We start from the raw sequence: 17757 nt of genomic DNA on the forward strand, positions 1-17757 counted from the left end.
ACGGACAACCGCCCCGCCAACCAGACCGTCACCTACCACGTCAGGGCCAAGGACGCCGCCGGAAACCAGTCGGGCAACAGCAACACCGTCACCCGGCAGGCCGACTCGGGGGACACGCAGGCGCCGACGGCCCCGGCGAACCTGGCGTACACCGAGCCCGTGACCGGCCAGGTGAGACTGGTGTGGAACGCCTCCACCGACAACACCGCCGTCACCGGCTACGACATCTACGCCAACAACACCCTCCTCACGAGCGTCGCCGGCAACACCACCACCTACACGGACAACCGCCCCGCCAACCAGACCGTCACCTACCACGTCAGGGCCAAGGACGCCGCCGGAAACCAGTCGGGCAACAGCAACACCGTCACCCGTAACGGCAGCGGCTCCACCGGTTCCAACCTGGCCGTCGGCAAGCCCATCAGCGCATCCTCCACGGTCCACAGCTTCACGGCGGAGAACGCCAACGACAACAACACCGGCACCTACTGGGAGGGCGCGGGCGGCAGCTACCCGAACACCCTCACCGTCAAGCTCGGTGCCAACGCCGACCTCGACCGGCTGGTCCTGAAACTGAACCCCGACACCGCCTGGGGCGCGCGCAACCAGACCATCGAGGTCCTCGGCCGCGAGCAGAACGCGTCGGGCCTCACCAGCCTGGTCGCCCCGAAGAGCTACACCTTCGACCCGGCCGGCGGAAACACGGTGACCGTCCCGGTCACCGCTCGCGTCGCCGACGTCCAGCTGAGGTTCACGGCCAACTCCGGATCCGCGGCGGGGCAGCTCGCCGAGTTCCAGGTCGTCGGCGTCCCCGCGCCCAACCCGGACCTGGAGGTGACCGGCCTGGCCACGACGCCGGCCGCGCCGGTCGAGTCGGACGTCATCACCGTGTCGGCCACGGTCCGCAACAGCGGTCCTGCCACCGCGCCGGCCAGCTCCGTCGCGCTGCGCCTGGGCGGCACCAAGGTCGCCACCGCCCCGGTCGGCGCCCTCGCCGCGGGAGCGCAGACGACGGTCACCGCCACCCTCGGGGCGCGGGACGCCGGGTCGTACCAGCTCAGCGCCGTCGCGGACGAGGCGAACGCGGTCGTCGAGCAGAACGAGACCAACAACACCTTCACCAGCCCGAGCGCGCTCGTCGTCAAGCCGGTGTCGAGCTCCGACCTGGTCACCGCCTCGGTGACCACGTCACCGTCGAGCCCGGCCGCCGGTGACACGGTCACCTTCAAGGTGGCCGTGCGGAACCAGGGCACCCAGGCGTCCGCCGCGGGCGGCCACGGCGTCACCCTCAGTCTGGTCGACTCCACGGGCGCGACGGTCAAGACCCTCACGGGGGCGCACACCGGGACCATCGCCGCCGGAACCACGGCGGAGGTGAACCTCGGCCCCTGGACCGCGGCCAACGGCTCGTACACCGTGCGGACCGTCCTCGCCGCGGACGCCAACGAGCTGCCGGTCAAGCGGGAGAACAACACGTCCGCCCAGCCGCTCTTCGTGGGGCGGGGCGCCAGCATGCCGTACGACATGTACGAGGCGGAGGACGGTACGGCCGGCGGCGGCGCGACCGCGGTCGGTCCCAACCGGACCGTCGGTGACATCGCGGGCGAGGCCTCGGGCCGGAAGGCGGTGAACCTGGACGCGACCGGCGAGTACGTCGAGTTCACCACCCGGGCGTCCACCAACACCCTGGTCACCCGCTTCTCGATACCGGACGCCCCGGGCGGCGGCGGCATCGACTCGACGATCAACGTCTACGTCAACGGGGTGTTCACCAAGGCCCTCCCGCTGACCTCGAAGTACGCGTGGCTCTACGGCGCCGAGACCATGCCGGAGAACGCGCCGTCGGCCGGTGGCCCCCGCCACATCTACGACGAGGCGCACCTCGTGCTGGGGCAGACGGTCCCGGCGGGCAGCAGGATCCGCCTCCAGAAGGACGCCGCCAACAGCGCCGCCAACTACGCGATCGACTTCGTCAACCTGGAGCAGGTCGCCCCGGTCGCCAACCCCGACCCGGCCGCGTACGCCGTCCCGGCCGGCTTCGGCCAGCAGGACGTCCAGAACGCGCTCGACCGGGTGCGGATGGACTCCACGGGCAAGCTCGTCGGCGTCTACCTCCCGCCCGGCGACTACCAGACGTCGAGCAAGTTCCAGGTCTACGGCAAGCCGGCGAAGGTCGTCGGCGCGGGCCCCTGGTACACGAGGTTCCACGCGCCCGCCTCCCAGAACAACACCGACGTCGGCTTCCGGGCCGAGGCCGCGGCGAAGGGCTCGACCTTCCGTGACTTCGCCTACTTCGGCAACTACACCTCGCGCATCGACGGTCCCGGCAAGGTCTTCGACTTCGCCAACGTGACCGACATGCAGATCGACAACATCTGGACCGAGCACATGGTGTGCCTCTACTGGGGCGCCAACACGGACCGGATCACGATCAAGAACTCCCGGATCCGGAACATGTTCGCCGACGGCATCAACATGACCAACGGCTCCACGGACAACCACGTGGTCAACAACGACGCCAGGGCGACCGGTGACGACAGCTTCGCGCTGTTCTCCGCGATCGACGCCGGCGGCGCCGACATGAAGAACAACGTCTACGAGAACCTCACGTCGACGCTGACCTGGCGGGCGGCGGGCGTGGCCGTGTACGGCGGCTACAGCAACACCTTCCGCAACATCCACATCGCCGACACCCTGGTCTACTCCGGCGTCACCATCTCCTCGCTGGACTTCGGCTACGCGATGAACGGCTTCGGGACCGAGCCGACGACGCTGGAGAACATCTCGATCGTCCGGGCCGGCGGCCACTTCTGGGGGAACCAGACCTTCCCCGGCATCTGGCTGTTCTCCGCCTCCAAGGTGTTCCAGGGCATCCGGGTGAACAACGTCGACATCGTGGACCCCACCTACAGCGGCATCATGTTCCAGACCAACTACGTCGGTGGTCAGCCGCAGTTCCCGATCAAGGACACCGTCCTCACGGACATCTCCGTCACCGGGGCCCGCAAGAGCGGTGACGCCTGGGACGCCAAGTCCGGCTTCGGTCTCTGGGCCAACGAGATGCCCGAGTCCGGGCAGGGCCCCGCCGTCGGCGAGGTCACCTTCAACGGGCTGCGGATGAACGGCAACGCCGTCGACGTCCGCAACACCACCTCCACCTTCAAGATCAACATCAACCCGTAGCCGGTCACTCCCCCGGCGGCCTCCCGTAGGCCGCCGCCCGACGGCGCGGGCCTCCAGGAGGCCCGCGCCGGCGGACCGCCGCGGTGGGATCCCGCTGCCCGAAGGACCCGGCCGCCCGCAGCCCCGAGCGCGGGCGGCCGCCTGCTGTCCGGACCCGGAGCCGCCGCCTCCTGGGCCTCACGGTCACGGCTGCTTCGATCCGCGGCGCAGGCGCCGTGCGGTGAGGTATCCGCCCGCCACGGTGGCCCCGACGGCCAGGGCGAGGCCGATGCCCACGCTGAGGCCGGACGGGCCGGACGCTCCGCCGATCCCCGCCCGGGTGCCACGGCTCGGAACGACGGGGGCCGTGGGCTGCGAAGGGGCGGCGCCGGGATCCGCCGGCTGGACGGCGGTGGAGCGCGGGCTCACCGGCGGCACAGTCGGGACGTTCGGAAGCAGCGGCGCCGCGGTCGGGGCACTCGGAAGCGGCGGCGACACCGTGGGAGCGCTCGGGCGCACCGGCGGCATGCTCGTAGCGCTCGGGCTCACCGGCGGCACCGCGCCCATGCCGCTGCGGCGGGGAAGTGCCTCGCAGGCGATGCCGTCATCGGGGCCCTGGTCCTCGTCGAGCCGGTTCGGATCGCGCGTGTCCCGGTCGAACTCCTCCTGGGCGTCTTCCTGATACCGGAAGTGCCGACAGTCGAGATCCTGGGCGTGCGCGACACCGGACACCGGTGCGACGGAGGCGATCGCCAGGGCTATGCCGACGACCACGCTGCGACTGCTCATCGGAAGACCTCCTCAGTACCTCGTAGGCGTCACCCCACGCTAAGAGCGGCCGGCGACCGGGGCCGCGTGACGCTAGGCCGAACGGGCATCACGCCGGGTGGCCCACCCGCGCGCCCGAGGGCGTCCTGCCCTGACGTTCCGTGGCGCGCCGCGACTCCGACGGTCGGTGCGAGCGGCACGCGGACCGCGGCGACGACCTCGCCCACCCGCCTTCCCCCCGCCTTCCGATCCCAGGGCGGAGGCGCGTGCGCGGCATGCGAAACGTGGGTGCTGTGCCCTCATCCCCGTCGGGCGGCGTCCCTGTCCCCCGCCCGACCGGGCTGTCGATTCACTGCGACGTGATCACGGTTGCGTTACACGTGACTGTCAGGCAATTACGAAATCAGCGCGAGATCTTGCGTTCACTTGTTCGTGGTGATTGAGTGTGCCGCGCCCCACAACGCACCGGCGATGGGGCCACCTCCACGTTCTTGCCCGAAGGGGTCCACCCATGAGAAGTGCCCGGTTCCGCCGCAGCCGCCGTGCCGCCGCAGTCACCCTCGTCTCCGCACTCTCGCTGACCGCGCTCGCCGCCTGTGGCACGAGCAGCAGCGACGACGGCAGCGACGGAGCCCAGCAGAGCGGGTCCTCCGACCCGTCGGCCCCGCTGGACCCGAAGACCAAGGTCACGCTCACGATCGACTGCATGCCGCCCACGGCGAAGGCGGCCGAGCTGAAGGAGTGGAAGGAGGACGTCGCCGAGTTCAACAAGACGTACCCGAACGTCACGATCGAGGGCCGTTCCACCCCCGGCCAGTGCCTCGAACCCCCGCGCTTCACCGCGATGCTGAAGGCCAAGTCGCAGCCGGACGTGTTCTACACGTACTTCACCGACCTGCCGCAGGTGCTGTCCGAGGACGGGGCCGCGGACATCACCGCGTACGTCCACGACAAGAGCGTGCCGGCGCTGAAGGACATCGACCCGAACGTCCTCGACTCCCTCAAGCAGGGCGGAAAGCTCTACGGGCTGCCGACCAGCAACTACACCATGGGCCTGCTGATCAACCGCAAGCTCTTCAAGGACGCCGGTCTCAACCCCGACGCCCCGCCGCGCACCTGGGAGGAGGTCCGCGCCGCCGCCAAGAAGATCGCGGGCCTGGGCAAGGGCGTCGCCGGCTTCGGCGAGTACAGCGCGGGCAACACCGGCGGCTGGCACTTCACCGCGCAGATGTACAGCATCGGCGGCGAGGTCGTCGACGCGAGCGGCAAGAAGGCCGCGTTCAACAACGACCTCGGCAGGCAGGTCGCCGCGAACCTCCACGCCATGCGCTGGGAGGACGACTCCATGGGCAAGACCCAGCTGCTCAAGTGGGGTGACCTGCAGAAGCAGATCGCCACCGACAAGCTCGGCATGTTCCTCGCCGCCCCCGACGACATCGCGTACATGGTCCAGCAGTTGGGTGCCCAGTACGAGAACTTCGGCATGGGACCGATACCCGGCGGCAAGAACACGCTCGCCGGCGGCAACAACTACATGATCAAGAAGGGCATCTCCGGCGACAAGATCAAGGCCGCCGTCGCCTGGCTCAACTTCAAGAACCTCACCGTCGGCAAGGGCCAGTTCGACTGGGCCCGCACCAAGGCCGACGGCCTCCCGGTGGGCATCCCGCAGCCCAACTTCTGGCTGAACGGGTCCAAGACGACGGACGACGCCGCTCGGGTGCAGCACGCCACCATGCCGGTCGCCAACTTCAAGGCGTTCATGGACAACCCCGTCGCCGGCAAGAACGAGCCGCCGAAGGCGCAGGAGGTCTACAAGGTCCTGGACAACGTGATGTCGGGGCTCCTGACCAACAAGGACGCGGACATCGACAAGCTCCTCGCCGCCGCGGAGGCGCAGGTCAACCAGGTCCTCGCCAACCAGTGACGGGCCGGGCGGGGGCGGGGCCGCGCCCGCCCCCCGCCCGCGGACCGGACCTTCACGACCGGCCCCTCCCCCACCGCCCGTCCCGATCTCCCGAACCGGCAGCCAGTACCAAGGAGCGACGATGTCGGCCCCCAGCCTGACCCCGAGCAAGGCGGACAGCCCCCGCCCGTCCCCGCCGACCGAGGCCGGTCCCGTGCCCGCCGGCGGCCGGTTCGCCCGGAGCCTGCGGCGCAATCTGACCGCCCACGGATTCCTCATCGGCGCGGTCCTGTGCTTCGGGGTCTTCTCCTGGTACCCGATGGTCCGGGAGTTCTTCCTCGCCTTCCAGAAGACCGAGAACGGCCGCACGACCTGGGTGGGGCTCGACAACCTGGCGACGGTGGTCAACGACCCGGCGTTCTGGCAGGCCTGGGGCAACACGGCCCTGTTCACCGTGCTGGCGCTCGTCCTCGGCTTCGCGGTGCCCTTCCTCGTCGCGATCGTCATCAACGAGTTCCACCACGGCCAGGGCTACCTCCGGCTCCTCGTCTACCTGCCGGTGATGCTGCCGCCGGTCGCCTCCGTCCTCCTCTTCAAGTACCTGTACGACCCGGGCTACGGCCTCCTCAACGAGCTGTTCGCCTCCTTCGGCCTGCCCGAGCAGCAGTGGCTCCAGGACCCCGACATCTCGATGGTCGCCGTCGTCGTCGCCTCCACCTGGATGAACATGGGCGGCGCGACCCTGATCTACCTCGCCTCCCTCCAGTCCATCCCCGGCGAGCTGTACGAGGCCGCCGAGCTCGACGGCGCGGGACTGCTGCGCAAGATCTGGCACGTCACCGTCCCGCAGACCCGGCTCATCCTGTCGCTGATGGCGCTCATGCAGGTCATCGCCACGATGCAGGTCTTCGTGGAGCCGTTCCTGCTCACCGGCGGCGCCGGCCCCGAGGGGTCGACGACCACCGTCGTCTACCTGATCTACCAGTACGCCTTCAACTTCAACAACTACGGTGCCGCGGCGGCGCTCGGCCTGCTCCTGCTCGTACTGCTCGCCGGATTCTCGGCGGTGTACGTCAGGCTCAGCCGCGCCGAGGACGAGTAGGACCGGAGAGCAGCCATGTCCACACGCACACTCATCTCGCCGGCGGTCCTCGCCAGGCCCCGCGGCAAGGTCCTCTACTGGACCGTCTTCGCCGCCGTCGTCCTCCTGTTCACCCTGGTCTTCCTCGGTCCCCTCTACTGGCTGGTGTCCAGCGGCTTCAAGGACGCCCAGGAGGTCATCCAGACCCCGCCCACCCTCGTCCCGGACAGCTTCGAGCCCGAGAACTACTCGCGGGCCTGGGAGGTCATGGACCTGGCCACCCTCCTCTTCAACACCCTCTACTACGCCTTCGGAGCTCTCGCCTTCCAGCTCGTCCTGGACGTGGCGGCCGCGTACTCGCTCTCGAAGCTGCGGCCCCTCTTCGGCAAGGCGATCCTCGGCATGATGCTCGCCACGCTGATGATCCCGGCGACGGTGCTCGTCGTGCCGCAGTACCTCACCGTGCTCGACGTACCGGTGATCGAGCGCAACCTGCTCAACACGCCGTGGGCGATCTGGCTGCCGGCCGTCACCAACGCCTTCAACATCTTCCTCCTGAAGCGGTTCTTCGACTCCATCCCCAAGGAGCTCCTCGACGCCGCCTCCATGGACGGGGCCTCGTCCACACGGGTCCTGTGGTCGATCGTGCTGCCGATCTCGCGGCCCATCCTCGGCGTCGTGTCGATCTTCGCGGTCGTCGGCGTGTGGAAGGACTTCCTCTGGCCGATGCTCACCCTCCCCGACCCGACGAAGCAGACCCTCAACGTCGGCATCTACTCGCTCTCCAACGGCGTCCCGGTGAACGTCCTCATCGCCGCCCTCACCATCGCCTCCATTCCCACCCTGCTGCTCTTCCTGATCTTCCAGCGCAACATCATGAGCGGCCTCACCGCCGGCGGGCTCAAGGGCTGACCGAGCCCCTCCGTCCTCCCCACCGCACCCCAGAACCTCGTCGCCGGCCCGTCTTCCCGTGCCCCGCCGCACCGGGCCGGCGACGAGGAACCCCGACCTGCCCGAAAGGACCCTCACGTGGCAGCCCCTGACCTCCCCCGCACCGATGACTGGTGGCGCAGCGCCGCCATCTATCAGGTGTACCCACGCAGTTTCGCCGACGGCGACGGCGACGGCACCGGGGACCTCGCGGGCGTCCGGGCGAGACTGCCCTACCTCGCCGAACTCGGTGTCGACGCGCTCTGGTTCACGCCCTGGTACCTCTCTCCACTGGTCGACGGCGGCTACGACGTCGCCGACTACCGCACCATCGACCCCGCCTTCGGCTCCCTCGCCGAGGCCGAGAAGCTCATCCAAGAGGCCCGCGACCTGGGCCTCAGGGTCATCGTCGACATCGTCCCCAACCACGTCTCCGACCAGCACGCCTGGTTCCGGGCCGCCCTGGCGGCGGGCCCCGGCAGCCCCGAGCGGGCCCGCTTCCACTTCCGGCCCGGCCGGGGCGAGAACGGCGAACTCCCGCCCAACGACTGGCCGTCGCAGTTCTCCGGGAACACCTGGACCCGCGTCGCGGACGGCGAGTGGTACCTCCACCTCTTCACCCCGGAGCAGCCCGACCTCAACTGGTCCCACCCCGACGTCCGCCGCGAGCACGAGGACATCCTCCGCTTCTGGTTCGAACGAGGAGTCGCCGGCGTACGGATCGACTCCGCGGCCCTGCTCACCAAGGACCCCGACCTCCGCGACTTCGTCGAGGGCGTCGACCCGCACCCGTACATCGACCAGGACGAGATCCACGACGTCTACCGCGCCTGGCGCGCGATCGCCGACGCGTACGGCGGTGTCTTCGTGGGGGAGGTCTGGCTGCCCGACGCCGAGCGCTTCGCCCGCTACCTCCGCCCGGACGAACTGCACACCGCCTTCAACTTCAACTTCCTCTCCTGCCCCTGGGAGCCGGACCGGCTCCGCCGGACCATCGACGACACCCTCGCCGAACACGCGCCCGTGGGCGCCCCCGCGACCTGGGTCCTCTGCAACCACGACGTCACCCGCACGGTGACCCGGTACGGCCGCGACGACACCGGCTTCGACTTCGCCAAGAAGCGCTTCGGCACCCCGACCGACCTGGCCCTCGGCACCCGTCGGGCCCGGGCCGCCGCCCTCCTCACGCTCGCCCTGCCCGGCTCCGTCTACCTCTACCAGGGCGAGGAACTCGGCCTTCCCGAGGCCGACATCCCCCGCGACCGCATCCAGGACCCGATGCACTTCCGCTCCGAAGGGGTCGACCCCGGCCGCGACGGCTGCCGCGTCCCGCTCCCCTGGGAGGCCGGCGCCCCGTCGTACGGCTTCGGCGCCGGTACGGATCCCTGGCTGCCGCAGCCCGCCGACTGGGCCCGCTACGCCGTCGACCAGCAGGCCGCCGACCCCGGCTCCATGCTCCATCTCTACCGCACCGCCCTGGCGCTGCGCAGCACGGAGGCCGGGCTCGGGGACGGTCCCATGGGCTGGCTGCCGTCCCCCGACGGGGTGCTGGCCTTCGCCCGCGCGGAGGACCTCCTCTGCGTCGTGAACCTCTCCGGCGAGCCCGTACCCCTTCCGCCGCACGCCGGCGTCCTGCTGGCCAGCGACGAGCTGTCGGCCGGCGGCGCGCTCCCCCCGGACACCGCCGTCTGGCTGCGTACCTGACCGCGCCGCCCCACGGCGGCATCACCTCTGACAGAAGCGAGCCCGACATGCATCCGAGCCGATCCGGCCGCGGCGCGCGCGGCGGCCGAAGAGCCGTCCTGGCGACCGCCGCCCTCGCACTGAGCCTGAGCATGGCCCTCGACGGCATCGCGGCGGCGGGGACCGCGGACCGGGAGGCCGCGGCCGGTCCCGTGGTCACCAGGGCGGCCCTCGCCCCGGACCTCGTCGCCGGCCGCGGTGCCACCGTCGCCTTCGACGAGCAGGAGGCGGAGAACGCCACCACCGACGGCACGGTCGTCGGACCGGACCGGACTCCCTACACGCTTCCGTCCGAGGCGTCAGGACGCTCCGCCGTGCGCCTGACCGCAGGGCAGTACGTCGAGTTCGTCCTCCCACGGGACGCCAACGCCCTCACCGTCCGCTACAGCATCCCCGACGCGCCCGGTGGCGGCGGCATCACCGCCCCGCTGGACATCAGCGTCGACGGACGCCACCGCAGGACGATGACCCTGACCTCCCAGTACTCCTGGCTCTACAACCAGTACCCCTTCACCAACGACCCCCGCGCCGACCTGCTCCACCCCGACTGGTGGATCACCGAGTGCGCCTGCGTCCCGGCCGCCACGACCCCCGCGCCGGAGATCACCAAGCCCTTCCGGCCCACCCACTTCTACGACGAGCAGCGCCTCCACCTCGACCGCACCTTCGAGGCGGGCGACCGGGTCCGGCTGAGCGTCCCCGCGGGCAGCCCCGCCGCCTGGACGGTGATCGACCTGCTCGACACCGAACTGGTCGCCCCGCCGCACGTGGAGCGCGGCGGCGTGAACGTCCTGGCCTTCGGCGCCGATGCCACCGGCCGCCGCGACGCCGCCCCCGCCATCGAGCGCGCCATCGCCCTCGCCCGCAGGACCGACCGGCCCGTGTACCTGCCGCCGGGCACCTTCCGGGTCGACCGGCACATCCTCGTCGACGACGTCACCGTCGTCGGCGCGGGCAACTGGCACACCGTCCTCAAGGGCCGCCAGGTCACCCTGGCCGAGCCCGCACCCGACGGTTCCCGTCACACCGGTGTCGGCCTCTACGGCAGGAGCGCCGCCGAGGGCGGCAGCCGGAACGTGCACCTCTCGGGCTTCGCCGTCGAGGGTGACGTCCGCGAGCGGATCGACAGCGACCAGGTCAACGCGATCGGCGGCGCCATGAGCGACTCCACTATCGACGGCCTGTACCTCCACCGCACCAAGGTGGGCCTCTGGTTCGACGGCCCGATGCGGAACGTGAAGGTCACGGACAACGTGATCACCGACCAGATCGCCGACGCCCTCAACTTCCACACCGGCGTCACCGACTCGCTCGTCCACGACAACTTCATCCGCAACACCGGGGACGACGGCCTGGCGATGTGGTCGGACGGGACGGCCGACGCCCGCAACACCTTCTCCCGGAACACCGTCCAGTCCCCGACCCTGGCGAACGGCATCGCGATCTACGGCGGCGAGGACAACACCGTCAGCGGCAACCTCGTCGCCGACCCCGTACGCGAGGGGAGCGGACTCCACGCCGGCGCCCGCTTCGGCGCCGAGCCGTTCACCGGCACGCTCCGCTTCACCGACAACACCACGGTCCGCGCGGGCACCCTCGACCTCAACTGGAGGATCGGCCTCGGGGCTCTCTGGTTCTACGCCCTCGACGGCTCGATCGACGCCGACGTCCGGGTCACAGGGGACCACTACCTCGACTCCACCCACAACGCGATCATGCTGGTCAGCGAGTACGGGGTGAAGGACCGCCACGGCATACCGGCCGTCCACTTCAAGGACATCCGGGTCGACGGCACCGGCAACTCGGTGCTCAGCGCCCGGACCAAGGGCTCCGCCACCTTCGAGAACGTCGACGCCCGCAACGTCGGGGCCGTCGGCGTGAACAACTGCGGCTCGTTCAACTTCCCGGCCACCGGCGCGGAGTTCGCGCTGACCGACCGCGGAGACAACGACGGCGGCTGGCTGGCGCCCTGGCTGCTGCCCAACACCATCACGTGCGACGACCGCCCGCCCGTCGTCGCACCGCCGGCACCGTCCACCTGGTGACGCGCGGCCGGAACGCCTGAGGGGCGCGGGCCGGCCCCGGTCCACGGACCGGGGCCGGCCCTCCGGACTCAGCGCAGTCGGCGGGCGCGCAGGACCACGTCGTCGGTGTGGTGCGCGCCGGCTCCGCCGTCCGGTGCCACGCGCGGGCGCTGCTCGTCCACCTCCACCACCCAGTCGTCGTCGAGCAGCGCCATGACCATGGAGGGCCAGACGTAGTCCGCGGGGTCGAAGCCGCTCTCGTCGACCTGCTGCGATTCCATTCCCGCGTGATGGACGAGCAGGAGCACACCGCCGACCGCGACGGCCGAGAGCAGCGCGCGCTCGGCCGAGGCGTCGGGAGTGCGCTGCAGTGCCGGGTACTGCGCGGAGACCAGGTCGAAGGAGCCGGCGGGGAGCGCCGCCTCCGTCAGCGTGGCGTGGACCCAGTGGATGTCGACGCCGGCGTCCCGGGCGTGCCCGGCCGCCCGCTCCAGGGCCACGCCCGAGACCTCCAGGGCGGTCACGTCCCAGCCTTCGCCCGCCAGCCATACCGCGTCCGCGCCCTCGCCGCAGCCGACGTCGAGCACCCGGCCGGGGGTGAGTCCGGCCGCGGCGACCTCGGCCACGAGCGCGCCGTTGGGTCGGCCGCTCCACAGTCGTTCCCGGTCGGCGTACCGGTTGTCCCACTCCGCCCGTACCGCGGGGTCTCCGACGTATCCGTCGGCGGGCGGGGAGGTGTCGGAGGCGGGCGTTCCCGCTGCGATGTCGTCGGTCATGGGTCCACCGTCGCCGACCCCGCCCCCGTCCCGCCACTGCTGTTGCCGGTCCGGCAAAACGCTGTTCGGTCGAGGGTGGGGGTGAGGAGGCAAGGCGCTGGGTGGTGGAGGACAGGCCGTGGGCCGCTGTCCGCCGGGCGGGAGCCCGCCGTTCACTCGCCGGACACGCCCAGGAGCCGGCGCGTGCGGGAGCTCGCCCCGCTGAGCGCCAGCGGAATGCCCAGGCTCGCGCACATCCGGTGGGCGCGGGTGAGGGTGCTGAGGGTGGCGGGGGTGGGGTCGGCGCTCGGGACGGCGATGACCACCCTGGTGGGCCGGTGCGCCTGCACCAGGGCCTGGATCTGGAGCGCGCCGGCGGCCCGGTTGGTGACGTCCAGGTCGCGGTGGAGGGTGACCGTCAGGACCTGGTCGCTTACGGCATGGCTGATGAGCATGGTGATCCTCCGCGCGGGACGAGGAAGACCCACGTCCGGACACGGGGTGGGCGATTCGTCCGAGGATGTCACGGAGATCGTCCCGACGACGTGCTCGTGGCGTCGGCGGCGCGGAGTGTCCGGCCGGACGGGGCCCCGGCCGCTCCCGCGCGGGAGCGGCGTCGACGGCACGGGAGTGGCCGGGTCGTCCGGGCCACGGCCGCTCCGGCCCGCGGCGAGGTACGGCGCGGGGGCATCGTGCGCGGCATGGCGACGCTGTCGGCGGACGTTCACCTCCGTGGGCTGAACGTCCGCCGGAGCGAAGGGCGTCAGGCGCGGCCGCGCAGCGCGGCCGCGTAGGCCTCGTCGGGGTCGAGACGGCGCAGTTCCTCGGCGATCAGCTCGGCGGTGGTCCGCACCTTCAGGGCGAGGACCCGGCTGGGCTGGCCGGGGATCGCGAGCCTGGCCACCGGCCCCTCGGGACGGTCGATGCGGATCTCGCCGTCCGCGGTGCCCATGCGGACGGCCGTGACGACGGGACCGTCGGTGACGACCCGGTCGACGGGGACGCCGAGCCGCACCTCGAACCAGCGGGCGAGGAGTTCGGCGCTGGGGTTCTCCGCCTCGCTCTCGACGGCGGCCGAGGTCACGGTCAGCGGGGCCTGGTCGAGCGCGGCGGCCAGCATCGACCGCCAGGGGGTGAGCCTGGTCCAGGCGAGGTCCGTGTCCCCGGGCGCGTAGGAGGCGGCTCGGACCTCCAGGGCGGCGAGGGGGTCTTCGACCGCGTACATGTCGGTGATGCGGCGCTGCGCGAGGGAGCCCAGCGGGTCCCGGGAGGGCACGTCCGGGGCGTCGACGGGCCACCAGACGACGATGGGCGCGTCCGGCAGGAGCAGCGGCAGGACCACGGAGTCGGCGCGGGCGCCGAGTTCACCGTGGAGCCGGAGCAGGACCGTCTCCCCGGATCCGGCGTCGGTGCCGAGGCGGACCTCGGCGTCGAGCCGGGTCCCGTGGCGCTCGCGGGGTGAGCGGGCATGGCGCTTGATGACCACGAGGATGCGGGAGGGGTGTTCCCGGGAGGCCTCGTTGGCGGCCCTGACGGAGTCGTAGGCGTGCTCCTCGTCGGTGACGACGACAAGGGTGAGCACGACGCCGGCGGCGGGGGTGCCGACCGCCCTGCGGCCTTGCAGAATCGCCTTGTTGATCTTACTGGAGTCGGTGTCCGTCAGATCGATCTTCATGCGCGGCGGCCGTCCCTTCCTCTGTGGCGAGCCTAACCCTCCCGCGCGGCGCAGGCGTTGCGGACCCCCACCCCGGGACGGGCCGGCCGGCTTCCGGACCCGGCTGGGGGTCACGCGGCTTTCGGATCCGCCCTTGGGGGTTCCGGGGGGGGCCGGGGTCCCACCGGGGTGGGGGCCCGACCGAACTGGGGGCCTGACCGAAGGGGGGCCCGACCGAAGTGGGGTTACGCCTCTTCCGCGTCCGGCTCCGCGGCGGACTGGGCCTCGGCGCGGCGGCCGACCACGGCGGCGGCGGCGAGGGCGGTGCCGAGGAAGGCGGTGGCCACCACCCAGGGGCGGTCGAGGACGTGCCCCGTGGCGTGGTCGACCGAGTACCGGCCCGCGCCGGTGACGCCGATCGCGGCGGCGACGAAGCCGAGGAACGCCGGGTACTCGTAACCGCCGCCCTGGGCGAAGAAGCCCGCGGGGGCGTGGACGGCGACGGCGCCCGCCATGGCCCCCGCGGCCGCGGCTCCGGCGGCCGGGGTGGCGAGGCCGAGGGCGAGCAGGACACCGCCGCCCGCCTCGCCGAGACCGGCGGCGACGGCGCTCTCCCGGCCCGGCCGGAAGCCCATGGCCTCCATCGCCTTGGTGGTGCCCTCGATGCCGCCCCCGCCGAACCAGCCGAGGAGTTTCTGGGTGCCGTGCGCGGCGAGTACGGCACCGGTGCCGACCCTCAGGACGAGGAGGCCGAGATCGCGCCGGTTGGGGTGGCCCATGTGTTTCTCCTGTGCGGGTGGACGGACACGTACGCCCTCCACTGTCGTCGCCCTCTCCGGCCCGCGCCTGCCGGGGCGGCGGCCGGATACTCCGCTTGAGTCATGTTTTGCGGCATGTGTTCGCTGTTGCTTTAGTGGGAGGGCCGTCACCGTCCACGAGGGCCTCACGAGCCGCGCCTCGCGGCGGCCCGGGGACGTGCGTACGCATGACCGCCGAGTCCACCGCGAAGGGACGGAGACCGTTCATGACACAGACTCATGACCGCTCGCGACAGCAGGACATACCGCCGGGACCGCTGAGCGCGCTCGCGGGCGCCGCCTGGCAGGCGCTGCTGGTGGCCGGAGTCGCGGCGCTGGTCCTCGGTGTCCTCGTCCTGGTCTGGCCCGGCGCCTCCCTGCTGGTGGCCGGAGTGCTCTTCGGTCTCTACCTGCTGTTCAGCGGGGTGATGCAGCTGATCGCCGCGTTCGGTACGCACGCGAGTACCGCGCTGAGGGTCATGGCCTTCATCAGCGGCGCCCTGTCGATCCTGCTCGGCCTGCTCTGCTTCCGTGGCCCGATGCAGTCGATCCTGCTGCTTGCGCTCTGGATCGGCATCGGCTGGCTGTTCCGCGGCATCACCCAGACCATGGCGGCGGCGTCCGATCCCGCGATGCCGGCGCGCGGCTGGCAGATCTTCCTGGGCGTCGTCAACGCGCTCGCCGGCGTGGTGCTCATCGTGTCCCCGCTGGAGTCCGCGGCGGTGCTCGCGCTCCTCGGCGGGATCTGGCTGGTCGCCGTCGGCGCGGTCGAGATCGTGACGGCGGTCCAGGTGCGCTCGCGCGCCAGGCACCTGCCGACAGGGGCGTGACGCGACGGTTCGCCCTCTCCCCTCTGTCCCGTCCGTCGCACGCGTCCCACCCCGCCGTCCGCCCGATTCCCGGGCGGGCGGCGGACACTGTTGACGCGTGCGCTACATTTTGCCGGTCCTAGACCACCGATCCCCCGTGATCGCGACCTTGCGGAGCCGGCACCCCATGAGCGACATCGTCAACGGCCTCGGCCGGGCCGGCGCCTACGGCGCCCTCGGCGTGGTCCTGCTGATCCTCGGCATCGTGCTCGTGGACCTGCTGACCCCCGGGAAGCTCGGGCGCCAGATCTGGGAGGAGCGCAACCGCAACGCGGCGACGCTGCTGAGTTCGGCGCTCCTCGGCATCGGCGGCATCGTCTTCACCTCGATCTGGACGACGTACGACGACTTCGGCAAGGGCCTCGTCTCGACGGCCGCCTTCGGGCTCCTCGGCCTGGTGATGATGGCCGTGGCGTTCCTGGTCGTGGACCTGGTCACGCCGGGGAAGCTGGGCGCCACACTGGTCGACCCGCAGCCGCACCCGGCGGTCTGGGTGACCGCCTCCTGCAACCTCGCGGTCTCGGCGATCGTCTCCGCCTCGATCGCCTGACACCCGGCTCCTTGCCCCCGGTTCACCCTCGGATGGGCTCCACCTCCAGGAAGCGGCGCCCGCGCGGGCCCTTGTAGAGGAGGGCCTCCCAGCCGAGCCGCGCCAGGGCCGGCACACACGCGCCGAGCGCCGCCTCCTCCTCCCGCGCGGCGCCCGAACCCGACGGGCCCAGCCACTCCACCACCGCCGTGCCGGACCGGTCCCCCGCGCGGACCCGGTATCCGGTGGTGACCCGCACTCCCGAGGCGTCCACGGCCGAGGCCACGAGTCCTCCGGACTCCAGGGCGAGGGCCACGGCACGAACGGGCTGCCGGCGCTCCCAGTCGGCGGGCGCCGTCCTCGGGTCCCCGCCCCGGCCCCGGGTGAGCCGTCTGATCTGAAGCAGCCCGTCGACAGCGGCCCGTATCTCCCGGGACCGCTGCTCGGCATCGGCAGGGGGCAGCGGCGGTCCGTCGCCGGTGGCCGCCTCGAAGGCGCCACCGGCCCCCGGCCCCGCCGTCATCGCAGCCGCCGTCCGGCGGCGGTGACATCCTGCGGCCGCCTCGGCCTGGTCGTCGTCGTCATGGTGAAAACCGTAGGGGCACCCACTGACATCGGTACGCATGGGCGAGGAGACGGGACCGGCTGCCGGACGAGCGTCGGTCCCCGGCCTCTGACAGGTGCCCCTAGCGCGGCAGCCTGTCCATCCGCGGGAACGGGCGGGCGTCGGGCATGTGGCGACGCCCGCCCAGGGGCCTGGTCCTGGCGGGCGGAGGTCGTCGGCTTGGACTTTCGTGCCGGTTCGTGGATCCTCTTCCGACCCCGTGGCGGGCGGTCGGCCGGCTCGCGATCATGGCCGTATGAACGATGACATCCCGCTCCCGCTCGCCATGGCCTGGGTGACCGCGCCCAAGGCGTGGTCCCTCGCCGCAGGCGTCCTCTCGGTCACGGCCGCCCCGCACACGGACGTCTTCACCGACCCGATCGGCGGTGGCGCCCGCCGCGACGCCGCCGTGGCCCTGACCGTTCCGCCGGAGGGCGACTGGCAGCTCTCGGCCCGGCTCCGGGTCGACTTCCGGTCCGCCTGGGACGCGGGCGCGCTCGTCGTGTGGGCGGACGACGACCACTGGGCCAAGCTCACCTTCGAGCAGGCGCACGACGGAGCTCCGAGCGTCTACTCGGTCGTGACCCGCGGCCGGTCCGACGACGCGCTGGCGGGCCCGGTCGCGGCGGACGCACTGTGGCTGCGCATCAGCCGGACCGGGGAGGGCTACGCCTTCCACGTATCGGACGACGGCGCGATCTGGCGCCTGGTACGGCAGTTCGCCCTGGGCGGCGACGGTGCCGCACGGGTGGGCGTCGTGGCGCAGTCGCCCGTCGGCGAGGGCTGCCGCGTCGACTTCGACGCGTTCCGTCTCGCCCCGACGACGCTCGCGCACCTCTTCGACGGTCGGTGACCGTCGGCGGACGCGTGCGTACGGGCGTCAGCGCCCGGTCGACCTCCAGTGACGGACGACCGGTTCCGTGAGGAGCGGCACG

The 17757-nt window shown here is 71.8% G+C and carries 15 protein-coding genes; 9 read left to right on the forward strand and 6 right to left on the reverse strand.

Annotated elements, in window-relative coordinates:
* On the forward strand, positions 1–3183 hold a 3183-nt coding region (locus tag ACFWV2_RS06865; protein ID WP_384402768.1), incomplete at its 5' end, for a CARDB domain-containing protein.
* Between the two features lie 183 nt (positions 3184–3366).
* Here the strand turns inward: ACFWV2_RS06865 and ACFWV2_RS06870 are convergent.
* Complete coding sequence (locus tag ACFWV2_RS06870) at positions 3367–3951, reverse strand: excalibur calcium-binding protein (RefSeq protein ID WP_384402771.1); 585 nt, start codon at positions 3949–3951, stop codon at positions 3367–3369.
* Positions 3952–4441: 490 nt separating this feature from the next.
* Here ACFWV2_RS06870 and ACFWV2_RS06875 point away from each other — a divergent pair, with 490 nt between their 5' ends.
* From ACFWV2_RS06875 to ACFWV2_RS06895, 5 genes are all read left to right on the forward strand, one after another.
* Positions 4442–5857 carry an ABC transporter substrate-binding protein gene (locus ACFWV2_RS06875; RefSeq protein WP_384402774.1) on the forward strand — a complete coding sequence of 472 codons (1416 nt, stop codon included), beginning with the start codon at positions 4442–4444 and terminating at the stop codon, positions 5855–5857.
* Between the two features lie 121 nt (positions 5858–5978).
* Positions 5979–6938: a carbohydrate ABC transporter permease gene (locus ACFWV2_RS06880; RefSeq protein WP_384402777.1), complete on the forward strand. Its 960-nt coding sequence runs from the start codon at positions 5979–5981 to the stop codon at positions 6936–6938.
* Positions 6939–6953: 15 nt separating this feature from the next.
* Complete coding sequence (locus tag ACFWV2_RS06885; protein ID WP_384402779.1) at positions 6954–7829, forward strand: carbohydrate ABC transporter permease; 876 nt, start codon at positions 6954–6956, stop codon at positions 7827–7829.
* Between the two features lie 117 nt (positions 7830–7946).
* Complete coding sequence (locus ACFWV2_RS06890) at positions 7947–9551, forward strand: glycoside hydrolase family 13 protein (protein WP_384402782.1); 1605 nt, start codon at positions 7947–7949, stop codon at positions 9549–9551.
* 47 nt (positions 9552–9598) lie between these two features.
* A complete protein-coding gene (locus ACFWV2_RS06895) occupies positions 9599–11635 on the forward strand; it encodes a glycosyl hydrolase family 28-related protein (protein ID WP_384402785.1) in 2037 nt (678 codons plus the stop codon).
* Positions 11636–11703: 68 nt separating this feature from the next.
* Here ACFWV2_RS06895 and ACFWV2_RS06900 read toward each other — a convergent pair whose 3' ends face one another.
* From ACFWV2_RS06900 to ACFWV2_RS06915, 4 genes are all read right to left on the reverse strand, one after another.
* Positions 11704–12390 carry a class I SAM-dependent methyltransferase gene (locus ACFWV2_RS06900; protein ID WP_384402788.1) on the reverse strand — a complete coding sequence of 229 codons (687 nt, stop codon included), beginning with the start codon at positions 12388–12390 and terminating at the stop codon, positions 11704–11706.
* A 152-nt stretch (positions 12391–12542) separates the two neighbouring features.
* The gene (locus tag ACFWV2_RS06905) at positions 12543–12824 is read right to left on the reverse strand and encodes a hypothetical protein (RefSeq protein WP_384402791.1); all 282 of its coding nucleotides are present in this window, start codon (positions 12822–12824) and stop codon (positions 12543–12545) included.
* Between the two features lie 308 nt (positions 12825–13132).
* Positions 13133–14044 carry a glucose-6-phosphate dehydrogenase assembly protein OpcA gene (gene opcA / locus ACFWV2_RS06910; RefSeq protein WP_384402794.1) on the reverse strand — a complete coding sequence of 304 codons (912 nt, stop codon included), beginning with the start codon at positions 14042–14044 and terminating at the stop codon, positions 13133–13135.
* A 224-nt stretch (positions 14045–14268) separates the two neighbouring features.
* Positions 14269–14802: a DoxX family protein gene (locus tag ACFWV2_RS06915; protein ID WP_384402797.1), complete on the reverse strand. Its 534-nt coding sequence runs from the start codon at positions 14800–14802 to the stop codon at positions 14269–14271.
* A gap of 245 nt (positions 14803–15047) precedes the next feature.
* Between ACFWV2_RS06915 and ACFWV2_RS06920 the strand changes: the two genes are divergently transcribed.
* Together ACFWV2_RS06920 and ACFWV2_RS06925 are read left to right on the forward strand one after the other, a co-directional pair.
* Entirely contained in the window at positions 15048–15650 is a 603-nt protein-coding gene (locus ACFWV2_RS06920; RefSeq protein ID WP_384402800.1) for an HdeD family acid-resistance protein, read from the forward strand.
* A 166-nt stretch (positions 15651–15816) separates the two neighbouring features.
* Positions 15817–16239 (forward strand): DUF350 domain-containing protein, encoded by a 423-nt coding sequence (locus ACFWV2_RS06925; protein ID WP_384402802.1) that lies wholly within the window; start codon positions 15817–15819, stop codon positions 16237–16239.
* A gap of 22 nt (positions 16240–16261) precedes the next feature.
* Here ACFWV2_RS06925 and ACFWV2_RS06930 read toward each other — a convergent pair whose 3' ends face one another.
* Positions 16262–16741, reverse strand: coding sequence for a hypothetical protein (locus ACFWV2_RS06930; protein WP_384402805.1), 480 nt, complete (start codon positions 16739–16741; stop codon positions 16262–16264).
* 337 nt (positions 16742–17078) lie between these two features.
* Here ACFWV2_RS06930 and ACFWV2_RS06935 point away from each other — a divergent pair, with 337 nt between their 5' ends.
* Positions 17079–17675 carry a DUF1349 domain-containing protein gene (locus ACFWV2_RS06935; protein WP_384402808.1) on the forward strand — a complete coding sequence of 199 codons (597 nt, stop codon included), beginning with the start codon at positions 17079–17081 and terminating at the stop codon, positions 17673–17675.
* Positions 17676–17757: the final 82 nt, after the last annotated feature.

This window comes from Streptomyces sp. NPDC058671 (assembly GCF_042716475.1).
Classification (GTDB): Bacteria; Actinomycetota; Actinomycetes; order Streptomycetales; family Streptomycetaceae; genus Streptomyces.